The organism is Candidatus Saccharibacteria bacterium oral taxon 488, from assembly GCA_010202465.1.
Classification (GTDB): Bacteria; Patescibacteriota; Saccharimonadia; order Saccharimonadales; family Saccharimonadaceae; genus Nanosynbacter.
Window position 1 is genome coordinate 95,582 of sequence record CP047919.1, and the last position, 25,334, is coordinate 120,915.

Here is a 25,334-nt window from a genome sequence, read left to right on the forward strand (position 1 = left end):
TCATCATGGCACGAAGTATCAACCAAGTTATTTTACTAGGGCGGTTAACGCGCGATCCAGAGCAGCGGACAACGCCATCAGGTCGGACAGTTGTTAGCTTTAGTATCGCGGTTGATCGTGCCGGACAGGATGATCAAGCTGATTTCTTCGACGTTACCGCGTGGGAAAAATTGGGCGAACTGGTGATGCAGTACCTGTCAAAGGGCCGCCGCGTGTTGGTGCAGGGTCGGTTGCGACAGGACAGCTGGGATGATAAAGAAACCGGCAAGCGCCGCTCGCGTATTGAAGTGACGGCGACCGATGTAACATTCCTTGACGCTCCGAGCGGCGATAGCGCGAATACAACCGCACCACGTAATACTAATACTAAGCAGGCTGAGACCGTAGCGGATATTGACGATAAGCCGATCGATCTTAGCGAGATACCGTTCTAAAGGAGAACAAAATGGCAAAACGATTAAAGAAGGACACCCCAACGGTTTTTGACTATAAGGATGTTAAAACATTAATGCGCTATGTTAATGCGTATGGTCAAATTGAGCCGATAGCGAAGACGGGTCTCAGTGTCAAGCAGCAGCGTAGCTTGGCAGTGGCAATCAAGCGTGCTCGGCACTTAGCATTGCTGCCGTTTGTATCGCAAGGGCAATAAAAGTATACATTGAGGGAACTCTCTAGCCCCCGAACGTATTTATAGATAAGAAAGAGAGTCGAGTGGTCTGTGCAGGGTAAGGCACGGGCCACTGTTGTTTGTGGGCGGCTGTACAGCGTATTTTTATTTTTGATACAAGATAGTATTATGATGTTACTAAGACCACCGTGGGGTATTTGAGTAAAAAATATGTTCAGTCAGCGAGAAATACTCTACCGTCCGAAAGAATGTTAGAATTAGGTACGGTAGCTTAATAGTTATAGGAAAGGAAAAACAATATGTATCAGCCGACAGATCTTAAAAAGGGTACGGTTTGTCAGATTGACGGTAAGCCATATCGCGTCATTGAATATGGACAGAAGGTTATGGGGCGTGGAGGTTCTATTGTGAACGTTAAATTGAAAAACTTACTGGATGGAAGTGTCATCCCGAAGACCTTTAAGGGTCAAGACAAAATTGAGCCAGCTGAAGTGGCTAGCAAGACTGTTCAATATTTATATCATGACGGAGATATGTTCTGCTTCATGGATCCAGAAAATTTTGAACAATTTGAATTGTCTAATGATGTGGTAGATGAGGCGAAAGATTATTTGAAAGAGGGTTGTGAGCTGAATCTCCAGGTGTTTGATGGGCGAGTGATTAATGTTGAATTACCAAAAAATCTCTATCTCGAAGTTACATATACTGAAGATGTCGTAAAGGGCGATACAACCTCAAGCGTACTTAAGGATGCAACGCTTGAGACGGGCCTTATTATTAAGGTACCAGCATTCATTAAACAGGGCGATATTGTCAGTGTTGACACAGCGACGGGTGAATATCGAGAGCGCAAAAAATAACAAAGGGGTCTTCTTGTCGGAAGCGTCGCCCAGGGTGTTCGGGCGATGCTTTTTGTTGTTGTTAATACATCAAATAACGATAAAGAGTGGAGCAAGAGTTTAGGTATTGATGCTAAAAATACAACGTAATATATGTATAGCTGGTGGGGTGTTTTTGGTGATACATACGACAACTGTTTTCATGAAAATTATGGGTCTATTTGCGATAATGGTGAGAGTATCCTTGGCCACTACAGAGGTAAATATAACTATTGATGTATAAATTACACTGGTGTGTAGTATACAACGTTGTATTTTAGTTAACGTAGAATTAACGATAGCGAAGATCGGCCTATAGGTAAAAGTAAGAATAATTATTGATGTATTTATAACAGCAGTTCTACTATCACAATAGGTCACTAGTGATTGAGAAAAATATGTATTCAGGCTACAATGAGAAGTGACATGAAGCAGCGATTAGATAAAATGATACTAGAACGTGGGTTGGTTGAATCGCGTTCAGAAGCAGAGAATTGGATAGGCTTAGGGCAAGTCATGGTCAATGGTAGGGTGGCGACGCGTCCCGGATGTTTCGTTAATGATACAGCAGACATTACATTGCTGACTCGTGAGCGGTACGTTTCGCGTGCAGGCCTCAAACTAGCGAGTGTGGCGGATAGTTTTCGGTTGGACTTTCAGGGGAAAACAGTGCTGGACATAGGGTCGAGTACTGGTGGATTTACTGATTTTGCGCTGCGTCATGGCGCCCGACGCGTGTATGCTGTTGATGTGGGCACGAATCAGTTGCATCATCGACTGCGTGACGATCGGCGTATAATATTACACGAAAAGACAGACATTCGTGACTTTGAGCTTGATTGTCCACCAGACATTATCGTGGGAGACGTGTCATTTATTAGTCTGCGCGACATTCTACCACACGTTGCAAAACGGCTGATGGGCAGTGCGACGGTGCTTGTAGCAATGGTAAAACCGCAGTTTGAGGCAGGGCGTCATTTGGTACAAAAGGGTGTTGTAAAAAATGCTGCTATACGACGAAAGATCCTGACCGATTTTGAGCAATGGGCAAAACAGTATTTTGTAGTTCTTGATAAAAAGGATAGCACCGTCGCTGGCAGTAAGGGTAACGTTGAGCGCTTCTATAAGCTACAACTGAAAAAATAACAGAGGTAATAACTGTAGTAAAAATAGCATCGTTGTATTTATGGCAACGTAGTATACTATACAATAAGGTTAGACATTGAACCGAAATTCGACGACATCGTTAGGTTGCATGATGTAATTTTTACCCTCAGTACGTATTTTACCCGCTTCACGGGCCTTAGCTTCTGAACCTGCGGCAACAAGGTCGTGGTAGCTAATGACTTGTGCAGCGATGAATCCGCGCTCAAAGTCTGAGTGGATGACGCCAGCAGCCTGTGGCGCCGTCCAGCCTTTATGTATTGTCCATGCTCTAACTTCCTTCTGACCTGCCGTGAGATAGCTCTGTAGACCAAGTGTGTCGTACGCGGCATGGATAAGCTGCGACAATCCAGTTTCGGAAGCTCCGTAGCTATCAAGCAGTTCCAATGCGTCATTATTTGATAATTCTCTGAGCTCTTCTTCAAGCTTGGCACAAATAAATAATACTCGGGCTGGCGCGACGAGTTTGGTAAGCTTTTCCTGCAGGGCATGGTCGCCGAGCCCCGCCTCGTCAACATTAAATGTATAAATAATTGGCTTGGCAGTGAGTAAATGAAGATCATTAATTATCTCATATTTGATATTTTCTATGGATGCTATCGGCGTACCTGAATTAAGTGATGTCAGGAGTGTTTCAAGGTGTGTAGCGACCTGTCGTGCCTCCGGCTTGGCTTTGGCTTCTTTTTGGAGACGAGGCAGACGATGTTCTATGGTTTGGATGTCGGCAAGGATAAGTTCGGTATTGATGATATCAATGTCGGCTTGAGGGTTAATCGGGGTATTGTCGTGTCGTAATATATCTGAGTTTTCAAAGGCGCGAACGATGTGGATAATGGCGTCGCATTCGCGAATATTGTGCAGGAATTTATTGCCAAGCCCTTCTCCTTTTGAGGCGCCAGCTACCAATCCAGCGATGTCGACGAACGTTACGGTCGCGGGGATAATTTTTTGCGTATCATACAGTTTTGCGAGTACATCGAGCCGCTCATCGGGAACCGGTACGATGCCAGTATTCGGTTCAATGGTGGTAAACGGGTAATTAGCCGCTAGAATATTATTGTTAGTAAGTGCATTAAATATGGTCGACTTACCGACATTTGGCAGGCCGACGATTCCGATTGATAGACTCATATCGTGTATTATAACAAATTATACAAACTTGCCTCAGTATATAATATGTATTAGAATAAGCAGTATGAATAAGGTTATTGTCTCGCGAATATTTATGATAGTGGGTATCGTGTTGAGTGTCGGGGCGATAGTCGCCGTTATCATGATGGTGATGGGGCGATTGCATGTTGGATTAAAAGAGCCGAGCCAAGATATCGCGCCAACCGCTAAGATGATATGTGGCGAGGATATGATAAAAGAATATCAATCAATTATCGCTGCACCGAATGGGTATGGTCCGACAGCGCTTGAGGGGCTGGTGAAGAAGATTTCAGAGCGTGGCGGCCCGGGTGACGATACGGTGTGTCACTATGTTGTGCTTCACGATGCATCACTACGGAATGATCGCCAGCGGATTGATCAGATTCATCAAGGGTTGATCAACTCAATGAAGATGCGCCAGGCGGTCGAGCCGTTTTATCGACTGGGTATTAATCAGGATACGGTAAAAGCACTGGTCGAGATCGGTAAGGCTGATGCGGGTGCGGGGAATAAGGATGGTACACCGGGTCAGGGCTAGGGTCGGACTGCGGCTCATTATTGGCTATATGCTGGCACTTGTGATTGTCGCATCGACGTTGGCGATTATTGGTGCGGATAGAGCAGAGGCGGTGGACTGTAGCGGTTTGAGCGGTCGACGACGTTTGATGTGTATTAATGCACGCAATGATGGTGAACGGTTTGCGGTGCAATATATCTGTAAGGGCGGTGGAACGCGGTGCGGTGCGATGTGGATGTCGTCGCCTGGGACGTCGTATACGAATGATGTTATTAACACCGTTAGCTGGAATGCGACGTCATTATCACTTGACTTGAGGGGGTCGGTGAACGGCAACGGTCAGTCGCGAGCACGGGTTTGGGCGACAAATGTAACGGTTAGTCAGAATGGTCGGACATTACTGTCTGGCGGTACGCTTGATCGGGGGACGCATCCATCAGGCGCGTACCACTGGGTTGATGGCGGTAGCAGCATTCGAGTAAATGGAATTGACATATCTGGTGTAGTTGCGCCAGGAAGTTCCGGCCGTATCATTTTGCAGGTGCGGCGCTGTTTCTATAGTAGTCCAGGCGGTAGCGGTGCTTGTGCGACACAAGATGTCGAGGTGTGGATTAAGCGTGAGCAGGCGCCAAACCAATGGACTGTTGAAGGGCAATCGCGAGTGTCAATCAATGGTGGCAGTTTAGTGCAAAACACGACTGCTGCACCAGGACAGCGTGTACGATTTTTTCATTACTTGAGAAATAATTCTTCATATACAATTCCTCCCTATACTCTAAAGCGCATAGGTATTAATCAGGATGTTAATGGTACGACAACGCATCATGCGTGGGCGTCGCCGTATACGCGTAGTGCTAGCCCGTGGAATACGTTTTATGAGCCGAGCGACGTTAAGCCATATAATAATGTCTTTGGGGCTGAGGGGATCGTGACGCAGGATGATGTCGGTAAAACAGTGTGTCAAAAGATTTTATGGCTGCCGGGTGCGTGGAATACTGATGGCTGGGGGGTCTCATCGAATGCCTGTGCATCGGTGCCGTATGATTATGAGTTGCGGCCGGAGGTGCAGGCGCCAGATTATATTAATGAAGGAACGATTGAGGTGAGTGGCGTGACCGCGCGGATTAATCATACAGGATCGACACGGTCAAATCGGGCAAATTATGCTGTGGTGCGGTTTGTGTTAAGGGGCGGTGGAAATTATACCGTGCCGGGCGGTGAGGGAGCTGTTGTGCCGTATGATAGACGTTCGCCGGGTAATTTAGTGGGCGATTGGGATTGTTATATCGCCAAGAACACGATTAAAAATAGTCGACCGGGTTTGCAGGTGGCAGATTGCACATCAAATAATTTGGCACGTAATGGCGCGGGAACAATTATCCAGCGAGGTGGGCTGGAAATTCCGCTTGGCAAGGATAATTTGAGTGGAGTGACAATGACGACTGGTGACCAGTTGTGCTATATGACTATTGTGAGTACATATAACCAACATGTGAATACCAGTACGTTTCGCTATGCGGTAGATTGTGCAAGAGTCGCTGGACGGCCAAAAGTTCAGTTCTGGGGGGCGGATGTGCGAGTTGGTGTCGGGATAGACGGTAGTGCGGGTAATAATAATGCGGAAGTCAGGACATCACTGACGAGGGTGAGGCGATAGATGGCGCTGCAGTTAAAAACCCAAAGGTGGTGGATCGGAGTCGGTGCCGTTGGGCTAGTGGTATTCGGAAGCCTTGGAGTGTATATCTGGCGTCATTATATCAGCGTAACGGCGCAAGTAGCACCTGACGTAACTCACGTCGAGAGGGCGGTGCTAGCAGCAAGTACGACAACGCCACCGGGCGGCAGTAGTTATGACCCAGCCACGTCGTATCACATGCCGTGGGAGAAATATCCGGTTGGCGAGAGAGAGCAGATCGGCGGGACGCCAGAACGGATTAGTAGTTGGCCAACGGCCGGGGATGGTGGATCTGACTGTCGTGTGAACGCAAATGCCACGACAGTGGTCGATGGTGTTGGCGGGACATTTAATTATGGTGGGTTTACGATGATGCCATCACCGATGTCTGGTAATCGGACAGTCGGTCAGGATAAGTGTAGCGGATCGGTGTCAACATGGACGGCACCGGACGGTGAAAATAGCACATCTTCGGCAACGCCAGCACCGAGTTGGTTTGACGACGTGGTAGCGGCCAATAGCGGTGGTCTAGCGGGCGGAGCATATGTTAATCCACGAGCGTATGGTGGCTGGGCGACGGATGCTAATGCCACGACGAAAGTGCCGTTTGGTATACCTGCCCAGCGATCAGGCGCGGCTGGGGCGGCTGAGTTTGCCGAATGCGGCGGGGTCATCAAAGAGTCAGGAACATCTACGTGGGCAACTGATGGAGCGTTTCGGCAGCCGTTATATGATCAAGGCGGCCAGTCGAAGCCGCTCTGGGGTGCGCGTTGTAAGGACGAGACAAAGTTGAAAGAGACACTGACCCGGCGTCACAATGCGCCGCAAACTGATACCAATGGTGAAAATTACGTGAAGTCGTCTGGCGTAACGCTATTTCGGCAGAAATTCCGGCTGACGAGCCAGCAGCTCGAAGAGATTCGTCAGCTGGATTTGTTGAACGACGGACGATCAGGACTATACTTGCGTTTGGCGGTTGATGATTATGCTGCGGTGTACATTAATGGTAAGCCAGTCTTTGCCAATCCGAAAGCGTCATCTGGTGTCGAGATGAAGAGAATCATCGCGGATTATTTACGGGCTGGTGATAATGTGATTGCTCTAGAGGTGCAAGATGCGATTGCTCCAACTAGCCTCGCCAATGCTAATGCGGCTGCTCGGTGGCTGCTCGGTGTGTATGCGCCAAAGGGGTGGCAGCCGGTACCGGGGGAGCCGCGGCTGTACGGATCGTGGGCGGAATATGCCATTAGTGCACCTGGACAAATTATTTCCTCTTCGGGAGCAGGACTATCGTCTACGCCGACAGGGCGAACGGGGGCGATTGAGGCACGGCAATATAATGATCTGACGTTTCAGAACACTAACATCCCGTTTGGTAATTTTCGCGACAAGATGCCGACCGTACGCACACCTGATGCCTATTTTACGAACACGGGAAATTTATCCGGGGCGGTGTCTATGAGTGACGTGGCCGGTGGTGTGTATCAGGCTGGCAACCTGACGATTACCGGTGGAGAAATTAAGCGTGGCCGGCAAATTGTTATCAAATCGGGCGGCGTGGTGACTATCAAGGGTGACGTAAAGCAGGAGGGCGGTAACTATTCGGCGGCTCGGGATCTGCCGCAGTTGATTATCAGCGCTCGGCATATTATCATTGAGCCGAATGTCACGCAGCTTGATGCTTGGCTGGTGGCCAAGAATGGTACAATCAATACCTGTGATACCATAGTTCGTGATAGTCGTCAGTGGCTGTCGGGGCTGGATGCGAAAACGTGTGAAAAACAGCTGCGGATCAACGGTCCGATTATCGCGAAGCACCTCTTTTTGCGTCGTACCTTTACCAAGGGTGGCGATACCTCTGGCAATAATCCGGGCGAGCCAGCGGAAATATTGAATTTGCGTGCTGATGCATATTTGTGGGGAAATGAGCGGTCGAAAGAATCGGGGGCTATCAAAACGATGCATCTAAAAGAGCTACCGCCACGATTTTAAGGGTTTTACATTTCGATATGCTTATGTATAATAGAATAGTATGAAATTAGCTAAAGGGCTGGGCGACTTTTTCGGATTAGACATCGGGACGAATGCGGTGCGTGTCGTTCAGTTGGCACGAACGAGCAACGGATGGAATCTGCTGCACTATGGTTATGCACCTGTTGACCCGAAGGTTACGGGTAGTGATTCGCCAGAGGCGCAGCGTAAGCTTGGTGAAGTGATCATGACTGCTGTCGGACAGAGCGGTATCAAGACGCAAAATGTAGCGATTGGACTACCGTCGAGCAAGACCTTTACGGCGATTATTGATGTGCCAAAAGTGTCAGACCAAGAGCTAAAGGCGACCATGAAATACCAGGTCGATCAGTACATTCCTATGGCGATTGAGGATGCCAAGGTTGATTGGGCGCTGCTCGGTGACAGTTTGCGCGAGCAAGGCCAGTATGAGGTGTTATTGACGAGTGCAGCGATTAGCTATGTCGAGGAGCGGCTTGAGTTCATCGAAGGTCTTGGCTTTAATGTGGTTGCTGAGGAGCCGGATCCGATCGCGATGCTTCGGGCATTAGCGCCGACTGATGGAGCGACCGCAAAGTTAGTACTAGATATGGGCGAACACTCGACCGATTTGGCGGTCATTTATGGCGATATGCCGCGGTTAGTGCGCACGGTGCCGAGCGGATTGCAGACGTTGGTGCGAGCGGCGGTGCAAAATCTCAACGTGCAGGATGATCAGGCTCGCCAGTTTATTATCAAGTTTGGTCTGGCGCCTGACCGGCTTGAAGGGCAAGTCCTCAGGGCGATTGACGGCGTGCTGGATAACTTTGCGACCGAGCTGACCAAATCAATTAAGTTCTTTCAGACGCGCTATCCGAGTATTTCCGTGTCAGGAATTCTACTATCGGGCTTTGGCGCGGCGATACCGATGATGGATAATTATATTACTAACAAGACTGGTATACCGGCGACTACGGCTGATCCGTGGCAGCATGTTAGTCTTGGGCAGGCCGATCAGCAAAAATTAGCACCAATTGCCTCGGAGTTTGCGACGGTTGTTGGTCTAGCGCAGCGGAGGAGTGGGTCGTGATTGAGATTAACTTGATTCCCGATGTCAAGCGCGAGCTGCTTCGGGCAAAAATGATGCGCAACACCGTGACAGCGATGTCGATAACCGTCAGCATGATCGCGGTCGGAGTGGCGGTTGCTCTCGGCTTAATCTTTGGTGGTCAGATAGCCTTGGAGGCGCTGCATGATGGAACAATTAAGAGTAAGACGCGCGAGCTGACGTCGATTGAAGATCTCGATAAGTTAGTGACCATTCAGCATCAGCTGGCGACAATTAACAAACTATCAAGTGAGCGTCAGGCCGATTCGCGGCTATTTGACGTGATGACGGCGGTCAATCCGGTGGCGCCAAATAGTATTAAAATTGCGACGCTAAAACTCAAGCCAGAGTCACGGACAATTACTATTGAGGGATCAGCTGAGAATGGCTATATTGCGCTGGAGATATTTAAGAAGACGATTACTAATACGACTGTGCAGACAACACAAAATGGGCAAGAGGTTAAACAGCCGCTGGCTGAGAATTTGCAGGCGGGTGAGGCCAGCTTTGGTGAAGATGCCAACGGTAAGAAGGTGTTGCGCTTCTCGTTCACGTTTACCTATCCGGCAGAATTGTTTTCGAAAACGAGTGGCTCAGTGGTGATTGCGACGCCAAACGGTAAAGTTGATGTGACTGATTCGCGGCTGGGGGTACCAGAGAGCCTATTTGCCAAGAAGCCAAAAGACGCTTCAAATAAGGAGAAAAACTAATGCCTGAAAATAAAGACGTTGCCATCCGTAAGCGCCAGCAGATTGATTCATCAAAGAAAACCATGTTTCTGTTCGTGGCGGGTGCGGCATTTGTTAGCGGGGTAGCGATTGTGGTGTCGTTCTTCCTCGTGCGGCAGATTTTGTTTCATGGCGCAGTTGTCCTTGCGAAGCAAGACACCATCAACACACTGGAGAATAATAAAAAGGCGGCCGAGTCGCTCAAAGATAATGTGCGTTCACTAGAGGCGAATGAGGCGCTTAACTCAGTGAAGTTAAAGGATAGTAGTAGTCCATTGCAGACGATTCTTGATGCACTGCCGGCTAGTGCGAATGCCGATGCGCTTGGTGCATCCATCCAGAAGAAGTTCGTTAATGGCATCGCCGGTCTGTCACTAGAAAGTATCTCGGTCCACTATACGGCTAATGAGTCGGGTGCGGAGCAAGAGGACGCTGGTGATGGTCGCTCGGCGGTGAGTTTTACCATGACAGTGAGCGGCACGTCATCGAGCCTCAAGGAGCTATTGACGCGCTTTGAAAAATCAATTCGGGTTATCAATATTACCGAGATCGAGATGCAGGCCAGCGAGGACGGCAAGATGACGATGGATATCTCTGGCAAGGCTTATTTTGAGCCGGCGCAAAAAGTTGGATTAGGAAAGAAGGTGATCAAGCCATGAAGAAGAGCGATATAGCAATGATTGTGTTGATAGCCAGTCTCGGCGTTGTAGTGGCATATTTCGTTGCCAGTAGTATTCCGTTCTTGCGCGTACCATCATCGGGTGTAGAAGTACAGACGATATCAAAAATTAGTCCAGATATTGAGCAGCCGGATAAGGCAGTGTTTCATCGCGATGCTATTAACCCAACGGTGGAAGCAATTGTTGGTAAAGCGACTGGTAGTTAGCGCGGAGGTGATATGGCGCTACTGACGGATGATATGCAGGGAAAATTGATTGGCTTGCTGACGAGCGAGGGCTTGATTGAGCGGTCGGTTGTTAAGGAGGCGCAAAAGCGTGCCAGCGAGTTGGGTAAGCCGTTACTGTCGCTGTTGACCGAGGAGCACCTTTTGGAGAATGAATTATTGGTGCATGCGGTGGCGCAATTGTCTGGTGTGCCGTATGTTAATCTCGCAAGCAGCGTGATTGAGCAGCACATCTTGAACCTGCTGCCGGAGGATGTTGCCGAGCGATTTATGGCGGTACCGCTGGCCGAGGTGCAGGGGCGCTTGGCGGTGGCGATGATTGATGCTAATAATGTCCAGGCGGTTGATTACCTAGCAAATCGTATCCAGCGACCGCTCAAGGTATTTATGGCCTCCGAAGAAAGCATCCGTCATGTCCTTGGCCAGTACAGAACAGACTTATCATCGGTCAATGAGGCAGCGGAAGACTCGCAGCGCGAAGCACTGGATGAGTCGTCGCAGAACATTGTGACGATCGTTCAAGATTCGCCGATCTCGCGGGCGCTTAGTACAATCCTAGAGTATGCAGTAAAGAGCCATGCCTCGGACGTGCACATTGAGCCGTTAGAAAAGGCGTTGAAAATTCGCTGCCGTGTTGATGGCGTGTTGCGGGAAATTATGCAGCTACCAAAAAGTATCGAACCAGCGCTGGTTAGCCGCATTAAAATTCTATCAAATCTCAAAATTGATGAGCATCGAATTCCGCAGGATGGCCAGTTTGCAGTCAATGTGGCTGGCAAGGACGTTGACCTGCGTATTGCGATTTCGCCGGTGGTATGGGGAGAGCAGGTGGTGATTCGTCTGCTTGATAAGACAGGTAACTCGTTTGATCTGACTGATATGGGGTATGCTGGGCGGGCACTGAGGGCTATCCAAAAAGGCATCAAGCGGCCGAGCGGAATGATTTTGACGTCTGGGCCGACCGGCTCAGGTAAGTCGACTAGTCTATATGCGCTGATCAAGGAAATTAAGGACGACTCGATCAATATTGTGACGCTGGAGGATCCGGTGGAGTACAAGATTGACGGCGTTAATCAGATCCAGGTGCATGCTGATGTTGGACTGACGTTTGCATCGGGCTTACGGTCAATCCTCCGGCAGGATCCCGACGTGGTGATGGTCGGTGAGATCCGCGATACCGAGACAGCGAACTTGGCGGTGCAAGCGGCATTGACCGGACATTTAGTATTTTCGACGCTGCACACTAATTCGGCAGCGGGTGTGCTACCGCGGTTGCTGGATATGGGGATTGAACCGTTTTTGATCGCTAGTACCGTGAACACCATCATTGGTCAGCGGTTAGTCAGGCGGGTGGCACCAAAATATGACTCATATCAATCGTCACCACTTGAAACGGAGACTATTCAGTCAACGGTCGGTCACCTCCTGCCGAAAACCCAGGCTGATATACCGACCGTTTCGCAGGATTTGGGCTACAAGGCCTTGCCATTATCTGGTCAAGCCGCTTATACTTTAGTCAGGGGCCGCGATATGCCGCAGACGCCGCAAGGTTACTCAGGACGATGTGGTTTGTACGAGGTGATGGACGTCACTGAGGAGGTTCAAAACCTGATCGTCAAGCGGGCAACGAGCGCCGAGATTCAGCGGCTCGCCATTCAGCAAGGCATGATAACGATGCGTCAAGATGGTTATCTCAAGGCGCTCAGTGGCGTGACAACATTAGAAGAAGTAAATCGGGTAGCAGCCGATACAGCATAAAAGAAAAGGGGGACGATTATGAACAATCAAGAATTACGCATCGAAATTTTACTCGAAGAGGTGGTTAAAAAGCGGGCCTCAGACCTTCACATTCAAGTGGGCCTGCCACCGATGCTGCGTATTGACGGAACGTTGGTCGCAGCAACGGGCACGCAGCCGCTTGATGAGGCAACCGTGGAGCGGCTGGTATTTCAGATTCTTGATGAGGATCAGCGGCAAATTTTGCTCAAAGATAAGGAGTTTGACTTTTCGTTTGCGTTCGGTACACTGGGACGATTCCGGGTGAATGCCTTTCATGAGAGGGGTAATTTGGCAGCGGCGCTGCGCTTAATTCCAAACGAGATCAAGACTGCGCAGGAGCTGGGCATGCCGCCAATTGTCAATACATTTGCCGATTTCCCACGCGGTTTGGTGTTGGTGACGGGGCCGACTGGTTCTGGTAAATCGACGACGCTGGCGGCGCTGGTCGACAAAATTAACGCCGAAAAGTCGCAGCACATCATTACTATCGAAGACCCGATTGAGTTCACGCACAAGTCAAAAAAATCAGTGGTGGTGCAGCGTGAGGTTCATTATGACACCTATTCGTTCTCAGCGGCGCTGCGCTCGAGCCTGCGCCAAGACCCAGACGTGGTGCTGATCGGTGAGATGCGCGACCTCGAGACAATCTCGGCGGCGATTACCATTGCCGAGACCGGGCACTTGGTGTTTGCGACGCTACACACCAACTCGGCGGCGCAGTCGATTGACCGTATGATCGACGTCTTCCCGCCGCATCAACAGCCGCAAATCCGGGCGCAGCTATCAAACATCCTGATGGCAATTTGTTCGCAGCGGCTGGTGCCGTCTATCGGTGGCGGTCGGGTGGTGGCGGCCGAGATCATGATTGCTAATCCAGCGGTGCGTAACATTATTCGCGAAGGCAAGAGCCATCAGCTGGATGCCGTCATTCAGACGGGTGCTGATCAGGGTATGCAGACCATGGATCGGACGCTGGTAAATCTGGTACAAAACGGTACGATTACCTATGATAGTGCTCGTGAGTTTGCGGTCGATCTAGCGGAGTTTGAGCGGCTTATCAGGGGATAGCGCATGAAAAAATATTACTATGAGGCCAGGGATTCAGCCACGCAAAAGATTACCAAGTCGGTTGTGCAGGCTGAGAGCGAGGTCGCCGCGGCGAAATTGCTGAGCGCTCAGGGTTTCGTGCCGCTGAAAATTGAGCTGCAGGATGAGCGTGAGGGCTTCTTTCAGCGATTGTCAAATAAAATATCGTCCAAGGACAAGATCGTCTTTACGCGGCAACTAGCGACGTTGATTGGTGCGGGGTTGCCGCTGGCGCAGAGCATGCATACGGTACTGGAGCAGACGCAAAACAAGCGGATGCAGAGTATCATTCAGGAGATAATTTCCGATATCGAAGGCGGTCGGCAATTATCAAGTGCGTTCGAGAAGCATCCAGAAGTATTTGACAATGTGTATGTAGCATTGGTGGCGGCCGGTGAGGTATCAGGAACGTTGGATGAAGCGCTTAAGCGCATCGCGTCACAACAAGAAAAAGATACAGCGATGCTTAGCAAAGTGCGTGGCGCCATGGTCTATCCGGCGATTGTGCTGTTAGTGATCATCGCGGTGGTGGTATTCATGCTCGTGATGGTAGTGCCGCAGGTCGAAGGACTGTATGGTAGCTTACATAAAGAGCTACCGTTTACAACGAAGGCCATGGTCAGCGTCGCTGGTTTTTTGGCGCAGTTTTGGTGGGCGTTGGTGATTTTACTTGGCATCGGTTTATATTTCTTTCAGCAGTATCTCAAAACCGAGGCTGGTATTCGCGCTAAAGATACGTTCAAGCTGAACATACCAGTGTTTGACGCCATGTTCCGCAAGCTGTACATGGCTCGTTTTACTCGTACCGGTCAAACGCTCCTTAATAGCGGGGTGGCGATGTTGGACATGCTGCGTATTACCGCTCGGGCGGTCAATAATTCAGTTATCCGTCAAGGCATTGAGCATGCTAGCGAGAAGGTGAAGGGTGGCAAGGCGCTGTCGGTGTCCTTAAAAAATGAGGATTATATCTTGCCGATGGTGCCGCAGATGATCAAGATTGGCGAACAGTCGGGTAAAATCGACGAGATGATGGGCAAGTGCGCGCAGATTTACGAAGATGAGCTGGATGAAGAGATCAAGGCGATCACGACGACCATTGAACCAGTGCTGATGGTGGTCTTGGCGGTCGTGGCCGGCGTGATGGTGGGTGCGATAATCTTTCCAATTTATAATCTGGTCGGAGACATTAGCCTCTAGACAATCCATAAGCAGTACAGTATAATAGCAAGAGAAAGTTAAGTCACAGAAAGGTGGGCAACTTCATGGCTCAGCAAAAAGCAAATAAAGGATTCACAATCATCGAGGTCGTGTTGGTGCTGGCAATCGCTGGGCTGATATTCTTGATGGTATTCTTGGCATGGCCGGCCCTGCAGCGCAGCCAGCGCGACACACAACGACGCAGTGACGTGACTCGGTTCGTCTCGCAGGTGAATAGTTACGCGACGAACAACAAAGGAAGTATCCCGAAAACCGATACGGGGTCGATTAATAGCTTCCTCGATTCGTATATGAAGCGTGGCAACGGTGAATTCAAGGACCCGCAGACAGGCAACAATTACAGCGTGGTAACTGGCGTCGCCCAACAGGGTTCGGCAACGACCGAGAAGATGGTATATGCCACGAGCGCTCAATGTGATGGCGAAAATATTGTTGCCAAAAGTGGTTCGCCGCGCTCGTTCGCCGTCAAGGTGCAGTTGGAAGGAAGCGGTGCGTTTTGTAAAGACAACCAAAACTAACCAGAGACGACACGTTGTTGGCAGCCTCCTGCTATCAGGGGGCTGCTTTTTTCATAATTTCTTGTTACCATTAACAGTATGATGATAGTGGCAATACTGGTGGGCGTGGCGATCCTTGGCGCGGTGGCGGGAAGTTTTATCGGTGCTCAGGTGTGGCGAGTCCGTGCTCGGCAGCTCGTTGAAGACAAGCAGGCCGGCGAACCAGTTGATACGCTGGAGCTCCGCCGCCTGAAGCCGCTGCTTAAGCCTCTCAAGGACGATCGATCGCAGTGTCTTTCCTGCGGGCACGAGCTATGCTGGTATGATTTGTTGCCGGTGGTGAGCTGGCTGGCTGCTAGAGGTCGCTGTCGGTACTGCCAGGCACCGATTGGCTGGATGGAACTGGGGCTCGAAGTGGCGATGGCCGGGTTGTTTATGGCAGTGACGTGGCATGGCATGATGACGTTTACGGCGCCACTAGTGATAACGAAGGTTGCGATTATGTTGATGGGGCTATCGTATCTAGCGTTCCTGTTCGTGTATGACAAGCGGTGGTTTTTGCTTCCGGACGTGGCGAATTGGCCGTTCGTGATGTTGGGGGCGCTATTTGCTGGGATTCACGTAGCAACTGGCCAGCTGCCGGGCGGAGTGCTGGGGTTGATAGCGGCGGTTGTTATCCTCAGTGGCATGTACGCATTGCTCTACGTCGTGTCGAGTGGTCGCTGGATAGGGTTCGGTGATGTCAAGCTGACACTCGGCCTCGCCCTCTTTTTAATGGATTGGCGGCTAGCATTTCTCGCGCTGTTTTTAGCGAATTTACTCGGCACGCTACTGGTACTACCGGGGATGCTTCGGGGTACAGTGCAGCGTGGAGCGCGAATCCCATTTGGGCCGCTACTAATCGTTGGCTTTCTTATTTCGTGGTTTTTCGGCGTGAGGATCGTGGATTGGCTTATCGTGATTTGATAGTGCTTATGCTATAATAATGAGCATATGAAGCGGTGGCAATCCGGGTTTACAATCGTTGAAGTGGTGTTGTTCTTGGCGATCACCGGCCTATTGACCGTTGGCTTGTTAGCTGGCGTGAGCGCTGCGCTGCGTCAACAGCAGTATCATGACGCTGTTCAATCGTTCGCCGGTTTTATTCGTGATCAGTATAGCCGAGTGATTAGTATCGAGAATGATCGGGGCGATCGCGACACGTGTCCTGTTAAGGGTGCAACAAACGATGGGGCTCGGGGCCAGTCGAATTGCGTTGTCGTTGGTCGTTATATCAAGTCGACGAATTCCGAGGCACGTTCATTTACCGCCTATCCGCTGTACGCCCTGAAACGCTCGGGAGTGTGGACGTATAGCTATAGTGAGAGTGAGGCAAATACCTATACGGTTGGCTGGGGCGCACAGGTACGCTCGCTCACGGCAACCAATACCATTGGTAGAGAATTAGCTTTATTAATATACCGCGACCCAGATAGCGGGCAGGTTATCGTACGCACGAATGATGCACCGTATTCACCAGCTAATATTAATAATTTTATTCGCAATATGCAGCCGAATGGCGGTATGTATACGGCTGATTTACAGCTGCGGCAGCGAGAGTTTTGTATCTATGATACTGGCTGGTCAGTTGGCCAGAGGCTGTCAGTCTTTTTGGGAGCAAAGGCCGGCTCGAGCGAGGCAGTGACGGTTGGTCATGCGACAAAGGGGTGCGATAATGAAGCGACAGCATAGCGCGCGGGGCGACACGATCATTGAAGTGGTGATGGCGGTAGCGATGTTTAGCATGTTGGCGATTGGTATCATGGCACTTATGAATAGCGGTATTGCTATGGCGCAGCGATCATTAGAGTTGACGCTTGTGCGGCAACAGATTGATAGTCAAGCAGAAATGCTGCGCTACATTCACGACAAGTCGTCTCAGGCCGGTAGCTCATTTGCTACCCTCTGGGGCGCAATGAAAGGTCGGACTATTGACCACGCTAATTCGCTACTGAATGTTAATCGATGTCCAGAGGCAATGCCGAGTGGGGGATTTGCCCTAGCGCCCAGCAAAAATACCTTTCAGTTGATTACTAATAAGTATGAATTATCGCCGACATATGCCAAGATTTCAACTGCCCGGAATCCAATTTCTCAGGGCATTTCAATTCAGCTGGTGCGTGTTGAAGGCGGCCGCGCTTATGATGCGTATATTCAGGCCTGCTGGATGAGTGTGGGGACTGACCGGCCGATGACCACGGGGACGATTGTGAGGATGTATGACACGGCGGTATAGACAATATGGATTTACCTTGGTTGAACTGATGCTGGCGATGGCATTTGTGTCGGTGTTGCTACTGGCGATTGCTACGATAGCAATCCAGGCCGGCAAGCTGTATAATCGAGGCCTCACGCTCAAAAGTATCAATCAGTCCGGCCGCGAAATTAGCGATAGCTTGCGGCGCGACTTTTTGCAGGCTAATGCTGGCAAGATAAGTGGTAATGCTAATTTGGCCGTTGTCATGGTGCAGGCGGGTGGTGCTGATCGGAGCGGCCGACTCTGCCTCGGTGACTATTCATATGTCTGGAATGTGCCAAAGGTTGTCTCTGGAGAAGTGAAGGCCGGTGCGGGTATTATTACCGAAGTTGGCGGGCCGCATTCTGGTCGTCCGATTAATTTTGCTCGAGTGATTGACCCAGATGGCATGCTGTGCCAAAAAAATGAAACAACGGGGGCGTATATGTCAACGGTCGCGACGGATAAAGTGACGCATCTTCTCAAGCCAGCCGGGTCGAATGATGTGGTGCTGGCAATTCATCAAATGAAGGCAGCGCGAGTGGCGGGTGATAGCGGGGCAGACAGTCTGTATCGTTTGGAATTTGTCCTTGGAACCAGTCAGCTTGAGGCGGTCAATACAGCTAACGGTACCTGTAAGCCGCCGGCGGATAACAGTGAGAATCTCGACTTTTGCGCAATAAATAGCTTTGAGATGATTGTGAGGACAAATGGATAAAATAGCGAGAAATAATCAATTAGGTGCAGTGTCGTTATTTGCAGTGATCTTTGCGACACTGCTACTAACGGTTTTGATGCTCGGCTTCATGCGGCTCATAATGGTTGATCAGCGACAGGCCCTGAATAATGAGCTGTCACAAAGTGCGTACGATGCGGCCCTGTCCGGTGTTGAAGACGCCAAGCGAGTCGTGCGTGCCTGTCAAAAAGGAGATAACGGCGGTAAGGCTTGCGAGCAGTTACGATTGCCTAATGATTGCAAAGTAGTCGCACGCGCAGGTGTCGCTGGCAATGTGGCCGCTAACGAGACACTGATTCAGTCGCGTCGCTCAGGGGACGGTAAAGAGTTCAACCAAGCCTATACCTGTGTCAATATTACGATGGATACGGAAGATTTCCTGGTTAGCATACCCGAAGGATCATCTCGTCTCGTACCACTGAAAGCCAAAGCTGAATTTAATAAAATTGTCCTCGAGTGGTTTACTAAAGAGGATGCGAATGGCAATGTGGCCGCTGGGCGAGTAAAAAATGCTGCCTCGGCGTCAACCTCGCTGCCAGCGTACGGTGACTGGGATGAGTCGCCGTCTCGTCCCGCACCCGCGCTACTACGCACTCAGATGATTTTTCCAGGCGATACATTCGACCTTGCTAGTCTCGATAGCTCTCGCGTTGCGACGATGTTCCTCTATCCACGGACGCTGAGTGTCCCCGGGCCGACGAACGGAGGTGTATCGGCAATTAATCTACCACGAGCGGGCGGTGGTGGGCAGTTTAACAATGCTCCGACACCGGTGAGCTGTTCTCCAGATTTTGCGAATAGTGGCTATTCGTGCCGAGCCACAATTGATGTATCGCCTGTTACGGCTGCCGCCAGTGTTAATTCATTCTTGCGTCTGACGCCGCTATATCGCATGTCACACGTACGAATTGCCCTATATAATGGCGCAGAACCGGTCAAGTTTGATGGTGTTCAGCCAGCGGTTGATGCGACTGGTCGTGCTAGTAATGTGTTTCGGCGGGTTGAGGCGCGCCTGCAGATAGGTGACGATTTCCCGTATCCTGAAAATGCTATCGATCTTGAGAATAGCCTCTGTAAAGACTTTTCGGTGACTGAGGGTAGTGTAACGCCGGGTAGCTGTCGGCCGTAGTGTCTTAGGGGTCTATCTCGTATCACTGTGAAAGCGCTCGTGGACGTCTTTGAGGTGCTGGTCGGTGACGTGTGTGTAAATCTGGGTCGTGGCGATATTGCTATGACCGAGCATCGATTGTACCGCCCGTAGGTCCGCTCCATTCATCAGAAGGTCGGTGGCAAAGCTATGACGCATAGTGTGCGGGCTAACGTGCTTGGTGATGCCAGCAAGTCGGGCGTAGTGCGACACCATTCGCTGGATTGAGCGAGCACCCAGCCGACGATAATCGCCAGAAACTGATGGTTTTGTTAGGCGCCTGCTATAGCTGATGAATAGAGCCGGCAAGCTGTCACTTCGCGCATCAAGGTAGTTTTTGACGTGCTCGGCAGCGGACATTGAAACGAATACCGGCCGGTCTTTCTGGCCCTTGCCGCGTACCATAAACTCGCGTCGAGCGAGATTGATGTGGTCACGATTCAAGTTAACAAGCTCCGACACGCGCAGTCCGCTCGAAAACAAAAGCTCAATGATTGCTCGGTCGCGAAGGCCCGGTTCATTGTCCAGCGGGATCTGCTCAATTAGTCGTACCACCTCGTCGTAGTGAAGAAATGTGACTTGTTTGCGAACGGTTTTTGGTAGGGTAATCTTGTCGGCTGCCAGTGATGAGATGTCTCGTTGTGATAAATACGTCAATAATCCACGCAGGGCGATCAAGTGATAGTTTTGTGTGATTAACAACAATTCTTCACCGGTGTTGCTATTTTTATAACGGTTTAACCAGAGGCGATATTTACGAATTGTCTCTGATGTTATTTTTGCAACATCAATATCACCAGCAAAATCAATGAAGCGTTCAAGGTATAATTTGTAGTTCTCAATGGTGCGAGGGCTGCGTCCGCCCTCAACTTCTAGGTGCTCCAGGAAATCTGCTAATGCTTCAGAAAGATACATGATTTAATTTTAACAACATCTATACCGTTTATCAAATGGCTAGTTTTTGTTATGATGAAGAAAATAATACACGAAGGAGGCGTATGACCGAATCAAAAGAGAAGAACATGTGTGGCATTGAACGAACACTGATTGTGTTCAAGCCTGATGCAGTACAGCGGGGGATCGTCGGCGAAATCTTGCAGCGGTTTGAGCGTGTTGGTCTCAAGATTATCGGTGTCAAGATGGTAGCTCCGGGTCGTGAGCATTACTTTGCGCACTACGAAACGATTGGCAAGATGGTGACCCGTCGTGGTGAAGAAATTTTTGACATGACGCTTGATATGATGATGGACGGGCCGGTTATCGCTATGGTTCTTGAAGGAGTTGAAGCGGTTGCCGTGGTGCGTAAAATTGTTGGCCCAACCGAGCCAAAGTCTGCCGATATGGGTACGATTCGTGGTGACTATTCGCATGTTAGCTTTGGCTACGCCAACGAGTGCCAGAAGGGTGTGCCGAATTTGATTCACGCATCGGGTGATCCTGACGAGGCAACGCAAGAAGTCGCCCACTGGTTTAAACCCGAAGAGTTGATGGATTATGCGACGTTAAACGAGAAGTTTACTCGGTAGCATTGTCGCGACCGACGACCACCCGTGTTATAATTAACACGGGTGGTTTTTATGTGCGCCTCGGTAGCTCAACTGGATAGAGCAGATCCGTCCTAAGGATAAGGTTGTAGGTTCGACTCCTGCCCGGGGTACCAAAGCATTATGACGAAGAAAGCCAAATCAACCAAAGCATTTGATGGTCAGCGCGATGGCGAGGAGCTGTTGTTCGTGTTTCGTCGACATATTATTGCCATGCGCAAGGGTTTTTACTTACTGCTCGTTCCGATGACGATTGGCGCGCTACCATATCTTATTTGGCAGGATAATCTCAATCTTTTATGGGTATTTCTCGGTAGCTTCATCTTTGGGCTCGTTCTGTTCAGCTATCATTTTTTAATGTGGTTCTACACATATTACATTGTAACGAACCAGCGACTTCGCCAGATAACGCAGCATGGTTTTTTTGGTAAGGATGTAATTGAACTTAAACTAGCGAAAGTCCAGAATATCAGCTACGTTGTGCCTGGTTTTACGGGCGAAATGTTCAAATTTGGTACAATAGTTATTCAGACGTTTGTCGGGGACCTTGTCATTAAAAATGTCGAGCACCCAGATGAGATTTATAATAAGCTGCAAGATGCGGTGGACCTCGCTGCTGAAAGGAGTGATCATGCTAAAGAAGACAACGAAGGTTAAGAAAAAGGACAAACGCTCACTGCCGTCACGGATTACCAATGACACGGTCGCGGAGCATCGCGAAAAGGTGCTGGCTGGTGGGCGCAAACACAAATACCCGATACAATACTCCAAACATAAACTAGTCTGGAACACGGTATTTATTAGTATTGCTGGACTCGTGACGGTGATTGTCCTATTATATCTGCAACTCTATGTCTGGAAGGACACAAGCGATTTAGCATATCGTATTACCAAAATTTTGCCGCTACCGGCCGGTTCAGTTGAAGGGGAATTTGTGCGCTATAGTGATTATTTACTATATAACCGCGGTAATATGGCGGTGCTTAAGACTCAGGGTCAAGATCAGGCGGGTGATAAAGTTGCTTTTCAGCGGCAGCGGGCCATGAACCAGGCGGTGCAGGACGCATATGTGCGTAAGCTAGCGAGAGAAAGGGGTATATCAGTTGATGATCGAAAAGTTGATGAAGAGATGGACCGCCAGCAAAAGGATGCCGGCCTGTCAAAAGAAGCCTACCGTTCGGCGGTAAAAGATATGATTGGCTGGTCGCTTGATGAGGCGCGTGATGGTATCAGGGCATCGCTGCTGCGCTGGGAAGTGTCGTTTGTTGTTGACAAAGCGGCGGCCAACCTTGTTAAGGAAGTTGAAGCACAGCTCAAGGCCGGTAAATCGTTGACCGATGTCGCGGCGGCGTTAGGCGAACGAGTACAAGTAATGCCAGAGACTGTTGTTCCGAAGACCAACAAAGACGGTGGCTTGACCGAGGCGGCGATTAAAACTGCAGATGGTACGATTTCTGGGGTTATTAAGCCGCTCGGTGGCGATGGCTACTACTTTGTTCAGCCACGCTCACGGGATAACGGTTCAATCACCTACTCATACCTCAAGATTCCATTGACGACATTTAAAGCTAATTTTGATAAGTTGATCAATGACAAGAAAGTTACCTATTACGTTCATCTTGATCAGCCAGCCGAACAAAAGTCTGGTGAGTAGAAATAGCCTCCGGCCTGCTCGTCATCATCTTTGCGAAAGCCTCACTCATCTGCTATAATTCTTGGGGAGACATGCCGCTGTAGCTCAGTTGGTAGAGCGGCGCTTTCGTAAAGCGTAGGTCACCGGTTCGAATCCGGTCAGCGGCTCCAGAACAGCATGAAGAACCATATTACAAACACATTACGACAGATAATGAAAGACCGCTGGCTACTTGGTCTTGTTATTGTTAATATCTTACTAGCGTCAATAATTATTATCTCCTTTGCTGTTACTATCAAGCCTAAAGAAACCCAAGTTATTGTTCAGCATAGTGCATTTAGTGTGACGGGGCTTTATCGTGGTCACTGGTATTCGCTTTGGACGTATGGCGTGTTGCAGCTTATGATTACGGTTGGGCACATCATATTGAGCGCTAAGCTTGCTGTGGTACAGCGTCGAGACTTAGCACTGGCACTTCTTTGGCTCACAATCGCTATATCAGTTATACTAGCACTGTTTGCTTACTCAATAATCGTAATCGCGTCGGTGGTGTAGAATTATGGATATAGAAATACCACTTGGTAAACGAAAGCCGCTCTATCGATTTCTAGAGATTCTGCCGGGTCTGTTGAGCTATGGTGCAATTATTCTTCTTGTCATATTGTCGATTTTTAGTCCACTGCTTGCGTCACTCTATCTGCTTATTATCATCCTGTCGATGATGGTGCGCGTGGTTGGCATTACCTATCATATGGTCGCTGGCCGTGCCAGGATGGATAAGGCGTGTCTGATCAATTGGCATGCGCGTCTTGAAGATCTCGAAGATCCGCAGGCGGTATATGCACGTATTCGTGACCAGCGACAGAAGGAGGTCGGCTTTGCAGAGCACAAAGAAAACTTACGTCTCATTGCTTCTGCACAGCCAGGGTTTTTCCCGAAACCATCTGAAATTTATAATGCAGTCATCATGCCAGCCTATAATGAGAGCATTGAGGTAATCGAACCAGCCATTCAAGCAGTAATCGCTACTACGTATGATAAAAAGCGTATGATTATGGTATTTGCGTATGAAGAGCGAGGCGGTAAGGATATCGACACGACCGCCAAGACACTGCAAAAACGCTATGGCAAGTATTTTCACGCCTTTCATATCGTCAAGCATCCAAAAGACATTCCGAATGAGGTGATCGGCAAGGGTGGCAATATTACACATGCCGGGCGCTGGCTGAAGGGGTGGCTCAAGGAGCAGCATATTCCGTACGGTAATGTTATTGTCACGACGATGGACTGTGATAATAAGCCACATGAAACCTACTTTGACTACCTGACATACGAATATATCGTCCGCGAGGATCGTAAGCACTACTCGTATCAACCAGTCTGCCTATTCACTAGTAACATCTGGGACGTGCCGGCGCCGATGCGTGTGGTCGCGACGGGTAACTCATTCTGGAATATTATTAGCTCAATGCGCCCTCATTCGCTACGTAATTTTGCTTCACATGCTCAGCCGATGGATGCGCTCGTTGAGATGGACTTCTGGAGTGTTCGAACGATCGTCGAAGACGGCCACCAGTATTGGCGCAGCTACTTCTATTTTGGTGGTAACTACGGGGTCGTGCCGCTCCATGTACCAATTTATCAAGACGCGGTATTGTCAGCTACGTATATAAAAACGCTCAAAGCGCAGTTTATCCAGTTTCGTCGTTGGGCGTATGGGGCATCTGATGTTGCGTATGTTGGTGAACGGGTCTTTACTAAGCAGCGTAATGTACCATTTTGGGCTGGTTTCTCACGGTTTGTGCGGCTACTTGATGGAAATGTGACGTTAGCCTGCAATTCGGTTCTAGTTGCTTTTGGTGGCTGGGTGCCGCTTATTGTTAATGCCGAAGCAGCTCGTAGTGTCGCCGCGCATCAATTGCCTGATACGGTGAGTACGCTGCAGCAAATTGCGTTGATTGGTATGGCGATAGCGATTTTTAGTGCTTTCAAGATTTTACCACCGCGTCCAGTTCGCTACACGCGACGTCGAAGTGTCTGGATGCTTTTACAGTGGGTGCTGATGCCAGTGACGTCTATTGTCTATAGCTCTGCTGCGGCGTTTGCCGCGCAGACTCGCCTGTTAGTCGGGCGATATCTCGATAAGTTTGACGTCACCGAAAAAGCCACAGCGGCGATTAACGCTCGCCAGAGGGCGGCTGCACGTAAACGGTCGAAGACCTCCCGCCGCGTCGTCGAGAAGTGATGAGGCGGTGCTGAGCGGCATACTGGAGTGCCGCTATTGGATCGTAGCGTTGGAGAATCATGTGTGTTATTTGAGTGATGATTTGCGTAGATAGCGGCTTACCTTGCTTGATAATCTGTTGCTGCACAGTTTGTGCAAGGAAGTAGCTATCATGTGCTGCAGCATGCTTATTATGTTGAAAGCTACGGCTAATGCTTATGATGAGCTTTCCTAAATTGAAAGGGGTGGTTGACCCGTCGTGTGTTAGCACCATGCGCCCGTCTAGCGTAGCCTGTTCGTATGTCGTAAAGACTGCGCCACATTCTGGACAGGCCCGTCGCCGCCAGACGCTGGGGTGTTTCGTGTGCTTGCGGGAGTTTTTTTGTAGTAGTTTTATCGTGAAAACAATTTATACAAATCATATCAATATATTGACATATCGCTATAAAAAA

The 25,334-nt window shown here is 49.6% G+C and carries 27 protein-coding genes and 2 tRNA genes; 27 read left to right on the top strand and 2 right to left on the bottom strand.

Annotation, left to right across the window (positions count from 1 at the left end):
• Positions 1–5 precede the first annotated feature (5 nt).
• The 4 genes from ssb (at position 6) to GWK76_00500 (ending at position 2,652) form a co-directional block, all read left to right on the top strand.
• A complete protein-coding gene (gene ssb / locus GWK76_00485; protein QHU91819.1) occupies positions 6–434 on the top strand; it encodes a single-stranded DNA-binding protein in 429 nt (142 codons plus the stop codon).
• Between the two features lie 11 nt (positions 435–445).
• On the top strand, positions 446–649 hold the full coding sequence (gene rpsR / locus GWK76_00490) for a 30S ribosomal protein S18 (protein QHU91820.1): 204 nt from the start codon (positions 446–448) through the stop codon (positions 647–649).
• A 278-nt stretch (positions 650–927) separates the two neighbouring features.
• On the top strand, positions 928–1,488 hold the full coding sequence (gene efp, locus GWK76_00495; protein QHU91821.1) for an elongation factor P: 561 nt from the start codon (positions 928–930) through the stop codon (positions 1,486–1,488).
• Positions 1,489–1,932: 444 nt separating this feature from the next.
• Positions 1,933–2,652, top strand: a complete 720-nt coding sequence (locus GWK76_00500) for a TlyA family rRNA (cytidine-2'-O)-methyltransferase (GenBank protein ID QHU91822.1) — start codon at positions 1,933–1,935, stop codon at positions 2,650–2,652.
• A gap of 69 nt (positions 2,653–2,721) precedes the next feature.
• Here the strand turns inward: GWK76_00500 and ychF are convergent, their stop codons facing one another.
• Positions 2,722–3,801, bottom strand: coding sequence for a redox-regulated ATPase YchF (gene ychF / locus GWK76_00505; GenBank protein QHU91823.1), 1,080 nt, complete (start codon positions 3,799–3,801; stop codon positions 2,722–2,724).
• Positions 3,802–3,865: 64 nt separating this feature from the next.
• On the opposite strand from ychF, the gene GWK76_00510 reads away from it, so the two are divergent.
• The 16 genes from GWK76_00510 to GWK76_00585 all read left to right on the top strand — a co-directional run bounded on the left by GWK76_00510 (position 3,866) and on the right by GWK76_00585 (position 19,463).
• Positions 3,866–4,360, top strand: coding sequence for a hypothetical protein (locus GWK76_00510; protein QHU91824.1), 495 nt, complete (start codon positions 3,866–3,868; stop codon positions 4,358–4,360).
• Complete coding sequence (locus tag GWK76_00515; protein ID QHU91825.1) at positions 4,338–5,996, top strand: hypothetical protein; 1,659 nt, start codon at positions 4,338–4,340, stop codon at positions 5,994–5,996. The genes GWK76_00510 and GWK76_00515 overlap by 23 nt, the downstream gene beginning before the upstream one ends.
• 78 nt (positions 5,997–6,074) lie before the next feature.
• On the top strand, positions 6,075–8,006 hold the full coding sequence (locus GWK76_00520) for a hypothetical protein (protein QHU91826.1): 1,932 nt from the start codon (positions 6,075–6,077) through the stop codon (positions 8,004–8,006).
• A 40-nt stretch (positions 8,007–8,046) separates the two neighbouring features.
• A complete protein-coding gene (gene pilM, locus GWK76_00525) occupies positions 8,047–9,093 on the top strand; it encodes a type IV pilus assembly protein PilM (GenBank protein QHU91827.1) in 1,047 nt (348 codons plus the stop codon).
• Positions 9,090–9,821 (top strand): hypothetical protein, encoded by a 732-nt coding sequence (locus tag GWK76_00530; protein QHU91828.1) that lies wholly within the window; start codon positions 9,090–9,092, stop codon positions 9,819–9,821. The genes pilM and GWK76_00530 overlap by 4 nt, the downstream gene beginning before the upstream one ends.
• Entirely contained in the window at positions 9,821–10,498 is a 678-nt protein-coding gene (locus GWK76_00535) for a hypothetical protein (GenBank protein QHU91829.1), read from the top strand. Before GWK76_00530 ends, GWK76_00535 begins: the two co-directional genes overlap by 1 nt.
• Positions 10,495–10,725 carry a hypothetical protein gene (locus GWK76_00540; protein QHU91830.1) on the top strand — a complete coding sequence of 77 codons (231 nt, stop codon included), beginning with the start codon at positions 10,495–10,497 and terminating at the stop codon, positions 10,723–10,725. The genes GWK76_00535 and GWK76_00540 overlap by 4 nt, the downstream gene beginning before the upstream one ends.
• Positions 10,726–10,737: 12 nt before the next feature.
• Entirely contained in the window at positions 10,738–12,501 is a 1,764-nt protein-coding gene (locus tag GWK76_00545; GenBank protein ID QHU91831.1) for a type II/IV secretion system protein, read from the top strand.
• Positions 12,502–12,519: 18 nt separating this feature from the next.
• Positions 12,520–13,590, top strand: coding sequence for a PilT/PilU family type 4a pilus ATPase (locus GWK76_00550; protein ID QHU91832.1), 1,071 nt, complete (start codon positions 12,520–12,522; stop codon positions 13,588–13,590).
• 3 nt (positions 13,591–13,593) lie between these two features.
• The gene (locus tag GWK76_00555; GenBank protein ID QHU91833.1) at positions 13,594–14,805 is read left to right on the top strand and encodes a type II secretion system F family protein; all 1,212 of its coding nucleotides are present in this window, start codon (positions 13,594–13,596) and stop codon (positions 14,803–14,805) included.
• Positions 14,806–14,870: 65 nt separating this feature from the next.
• On the top strand, positions 14,871–15,344 hold the full coding sequence (locus GWK76_00560) for a prepilin-type N-terminal cleavage/methylation domain-containing protein (GenBank protein QHU91834.1): 474 nt from the start codon (positions 14,871–14,873) through the stop codon (positions 15,342–15,344).
• 78 nt (positions 15,345–15,422) lie between these two features.
• Positions 15,423–16,289: a hypothetical protein gene (locus GWK76_00565; protein ID QHU91835.1), complete on the top strand. Its 867-nt coding sequence runs from the start codon at positions 15,423–15,425 to the stop codon at positions 16,287–16,289.
• A 27-nt stretch (positions 16,290–16,316) separates the two neighbouring features.
• Positions 16,317–17,054, top strand: coding sequence for a hypothetical protein (locus GWK76_00570; protein ID QHU91836.1), 738 nt, complete (start codon positions 16,317–16,319; stop codon positions 17,052–17,054).
• Positions 17,038–17,598, top strand: a complete 561-nt coding sequence (locus GWK76_00575) for a hypothetical protein (GenBank protein QHU91837.1) — start codon at positions 17,038–17,040, stop codon at positions 17,596–17,598. Before GWK76_00570 ends, GWK76_00575 begins: the two co-directional genes overlap by 17 nt.
• Entirely contained in the window at positions 17,582–18,316 is a 735-nt protein-coding gene (locus tag GWK76_00580) for a prepilin-type N-terminal cleavage/methylation domain-containing protein (protein QHU91838.1), read from the top strand. The genes GWK76_00575 and GWK76_00580 overlap by 17 nt, the downstream gene beginning before the upstream one ends.
• A complete protein-coding gene (locus GWK76_00585; protein ID QHU91839.1) occupies positions 18,309–19,463 on the top strand; it encodes a hypothetical protein in 1,155 nt (384 codons plus the stop codon). Before GWK76_00580 ends, GWK76_00585 begins: the two co-directional genes overlap by 8 nt.
• Before the next feature lie 12 nt (positions 19,464–19,475).
• On the opposite strand, the gene GWK76_00590 is transcribed toward GWK76_00585, so the two are convergent.
• Positions 19,476–20,396: a tyrosine-type recombinase/integrase gene (locus GWK76_00590; GenBank protein QHU91840.1), complete on the bottom strand. Its 921-nt coding sequence runs from the start codon at positions 20,394–20,396 to the stop codon at positions 19,476–19,478.
• Between the two features lie 107 nt (positions 20,397–20,503).
• Here GWK76_00590 and GWK76_00595 point away from each other — a divergent pair, with 107 nt between their 5' ends.
• From GWK76_00595 to GWK76_00625, 7 genes are all read left to right on the top strand, one after another.
• Positions 20,504–21,007 carry a nucleoside-diphosphate kinase gene (locus GWK76_00595; protein QHU92545.1) on the top strand — a complete coding sequence of 168 codons (504 nt, stop codon included), beginning with the start codon at positions 20,504–20,506 and terminating at the stop codon, positions 21,005–21,007.
• Positions 21,008–21,064: 57 nt separating this feature from the next.
• Positions 21,065–21,141: transfer RNA gene (locus GWK76_00600), tRNA-Arg, on the top strand.
• A gap of 7 nt (positions 21,142–21,148) precedes the next feature.
• Positions 21,149–21,682 carry a PH domain-containing protein gene (locus GWK76_00605; GenBank protein QHU91841.1) on the top strand — a complete coding sequence of 178 codons (534 nt, stop codon included), beginning with the start codon at positions 21,149–21,151 and terminating at the stop codon, positions 21,680–21,682.
• Positions 21,657–22,679, top strand: coding sequence for a hypothetical protein (locus GWK76_00610; protein QHU91842.1), 1,023 nt, complete (start codon positions 21,657–21,659; stop codon positions 22,677–22,679). The genes GWK76_00605 and GWK76_00610 overlap by 26 nt, the downstream gene beginning before the upstream one ends.
• A gap of 73 nt (positions 22,680–22,752) precedes the next feature.
• Positions 22,753–22,828 (top strand) — tRNA-Thr (locus GWK76_00615).
• Between the two features lie 7 nt (positions 22,829–22,835).
• Positions 22,836–23,213 carry a hypothetical protein gene (locus tag GWK76_00620; protein QHU91843.1) on the top strand — a complete coding sequence of 126 codons (378 nt, stop codon included), beginning with the start codon at positions 22,836–22,838 and terminating at the stop codon, positions 23,211–23,213.
• Between the two features lie 4 nt (positions 23,214–23,217).
• Positions 23,218–24,903, top strand: coding sequence for a hypothetical protein (locus GWK76_00625; GenBank protein QHU91844.1), 1,686 nt, complete (start codon positions 23,218–23,220; stop codon positions 24,901–24,903).
• Positions 24,904–25,334 lie beyond the last annotated feature (431 nt).

Excerpts from the sequence above, each read along its gene's own strand:
- GWK76_00570 (QHU91836.1), top strand. The coding sequence starts at position 16,317 with ATGAAGCGGTGGCAATCCGGGTTTACAATCGTTGAAGTGGTGTTGTTC.
- GWK76_00610 (QHU91842.1), top strand. The coding sequence starts at position 21,657 with ATGCTAAAGAAGACAACGAAGGTTAAGAAAAAGGACAAACGCTCACTG.
- GWK76_00540 (QHU91830.1), top strand. The coding sequence starts at position 10,495 with ATGAAGAAGAGCGATATAGCAATGATTGTGTTGATAGCCAGTCTCGGC.
- GWK76_00550 (QHU91832.1), top strand. The coding sequence starts at position 12,520 with ATGAACAATCAAGAATTACGCATCGAAATTTTACTCGAAGAGGTGGTT.
- GWK76_00590 (QHU91840.1), bottom strand. The coding sequence starts at position 20,396 with ATGTATCTTTCTGAAGCATTAGCAGATTTCCTGGAGCACCTAGAAGTT.
- GWK76_00510 (QHU91824.1), top strand. The coding sequence starts at position 3,866 with ATGAATAAGGTTATTGTCTCGCGAATATTTATGATAGTGGGTATCGTG.
- ychF (QHU91823.1), bottom strand. The coding sequence starts at position 3,801 with ATGAGTCTATCAATCGGAATCGTCGGCCTGCCAAATGTCGGTAAGTCG.
- GWK76_00545 (QHU91831.1), top strand. The coding sequence starts at position 10,738 with ATGGCGCTACTGACGGATGATATGCAGGGAAAATTGATTGGCTTGCTG.
- GWK76_00575 (QHU91837.1), top strand. The coding sequence starts at position 17,038 with ATGAAGCGACAGCATAGCGCGCGGGGCGACACGATCATTGAAGTGGTG.
- GWK76_00625 (QHU91844.1), top strand. The coding sequence starts at position 23,218 with ATGGATATAGAAATACCACTTGGTAAACGAAAGCCGCTCTATCGATTT.
- GWK76_00500 (QHU91822.1), top strand. The coding sequence starts at position 1,933 with ATGAAGCAGCGATTAGATAAAATGATACTAGAACGTGGGTTGGTTGAA.
- ssb (QHU91819.1), top strand. The coding sequence starts at position 6 with ATGGCACGAAGTATCAACCAAGTTATTTTACTAGGGCGGTTAACGCGC.
- GWK76_00555 (QHU91833.1), top strand. The coding sequence starts at position 13,594 with ATGAAAAAATATTACTATGAGGCCAGGGATTCAGCCACGCAAAAGATT.
- GWK76_00515 (QHU91825.1), top strand. The coding sequence starts at position 4,338 with ATGGTACACCGGGTCAGGGCTAGGGTCGGACTGCGGCTCATTATTGGC.
- GWK76_00535 (QHU91829.1), top strand. The coding sequence starts at position 9,821 with ATGCCTGAAAATAAAGACGTTGCCATCCGTAAGCGCCAGCAGATTGAT.
- GWK76_00580 (QHU91838.1), top strand. The coding sequence starts at position 17,582 with ATGACACGGCGGTATAGACAATATGGATTTACCTTGGTTGAACTGATG.
- GWK76_00605 (QHU91841.1), top strand. The coding sequence starts at position 21,149 with ATGACGAAGAAAGCCAAATCAACCAAAGCATTTGATGGTCAGCGCGAT.
- GWK76_00585 (QHU91839.1), top strand. The coding sequence starts at position 18,309 with ATGGATAAAATAGCGAGAAATAATCAATTAGGTGCAGTGTCGTTATTT.
- GWK76_00560 (QHU91834.1), top strand. The coding sequence starts at position 14,871 with ATGGCTCAGCAAAAAGCAAATAAAGGATTCACAATCATCGAGGTCGTG.
- rpsR (QHU91820.1), top strand. The coding sequence starts at position 446 with ATGGCAAAACGATTAAAGAAGGACACCCCAACGGTTTTTGACTATAAG.
- GWK76_00565 (QHU91835.1), top strand. The coding sequence starts at position 15,423 with ATGATGATAGTGGCAATACTGGTGGGCGTGGCGATCCTTGGCGCGGTG.
- GWK76_00595 (QHU92545.1), top strand. The coding sequence starts at position 20,504 with ATGTGTGGCATTGAACGAACACTGATTGTGTTCAAGCCTGATGCAGTA.
- GWK76_00620 (QHU91843.1), top strand. The coding sequence starts at position 22,836 with ATGAAGAACCATATTACAAACACATTACGACAGATAATGAAAGACCGC.
- pilM (QHU91827.1), top strand. The coding sequence starts at position 8,047 with ATGAAATTAGCTAAAGGGCTGGGCGACTTTTTCGGATTAGACATCGGG.
- efp (QHU91821.1), top strand. The coding sequence starts at position 928 with ATGTATCAGCCGACAGATCTTAAAAAGGGTACGGTTTGTCAGATTGAC.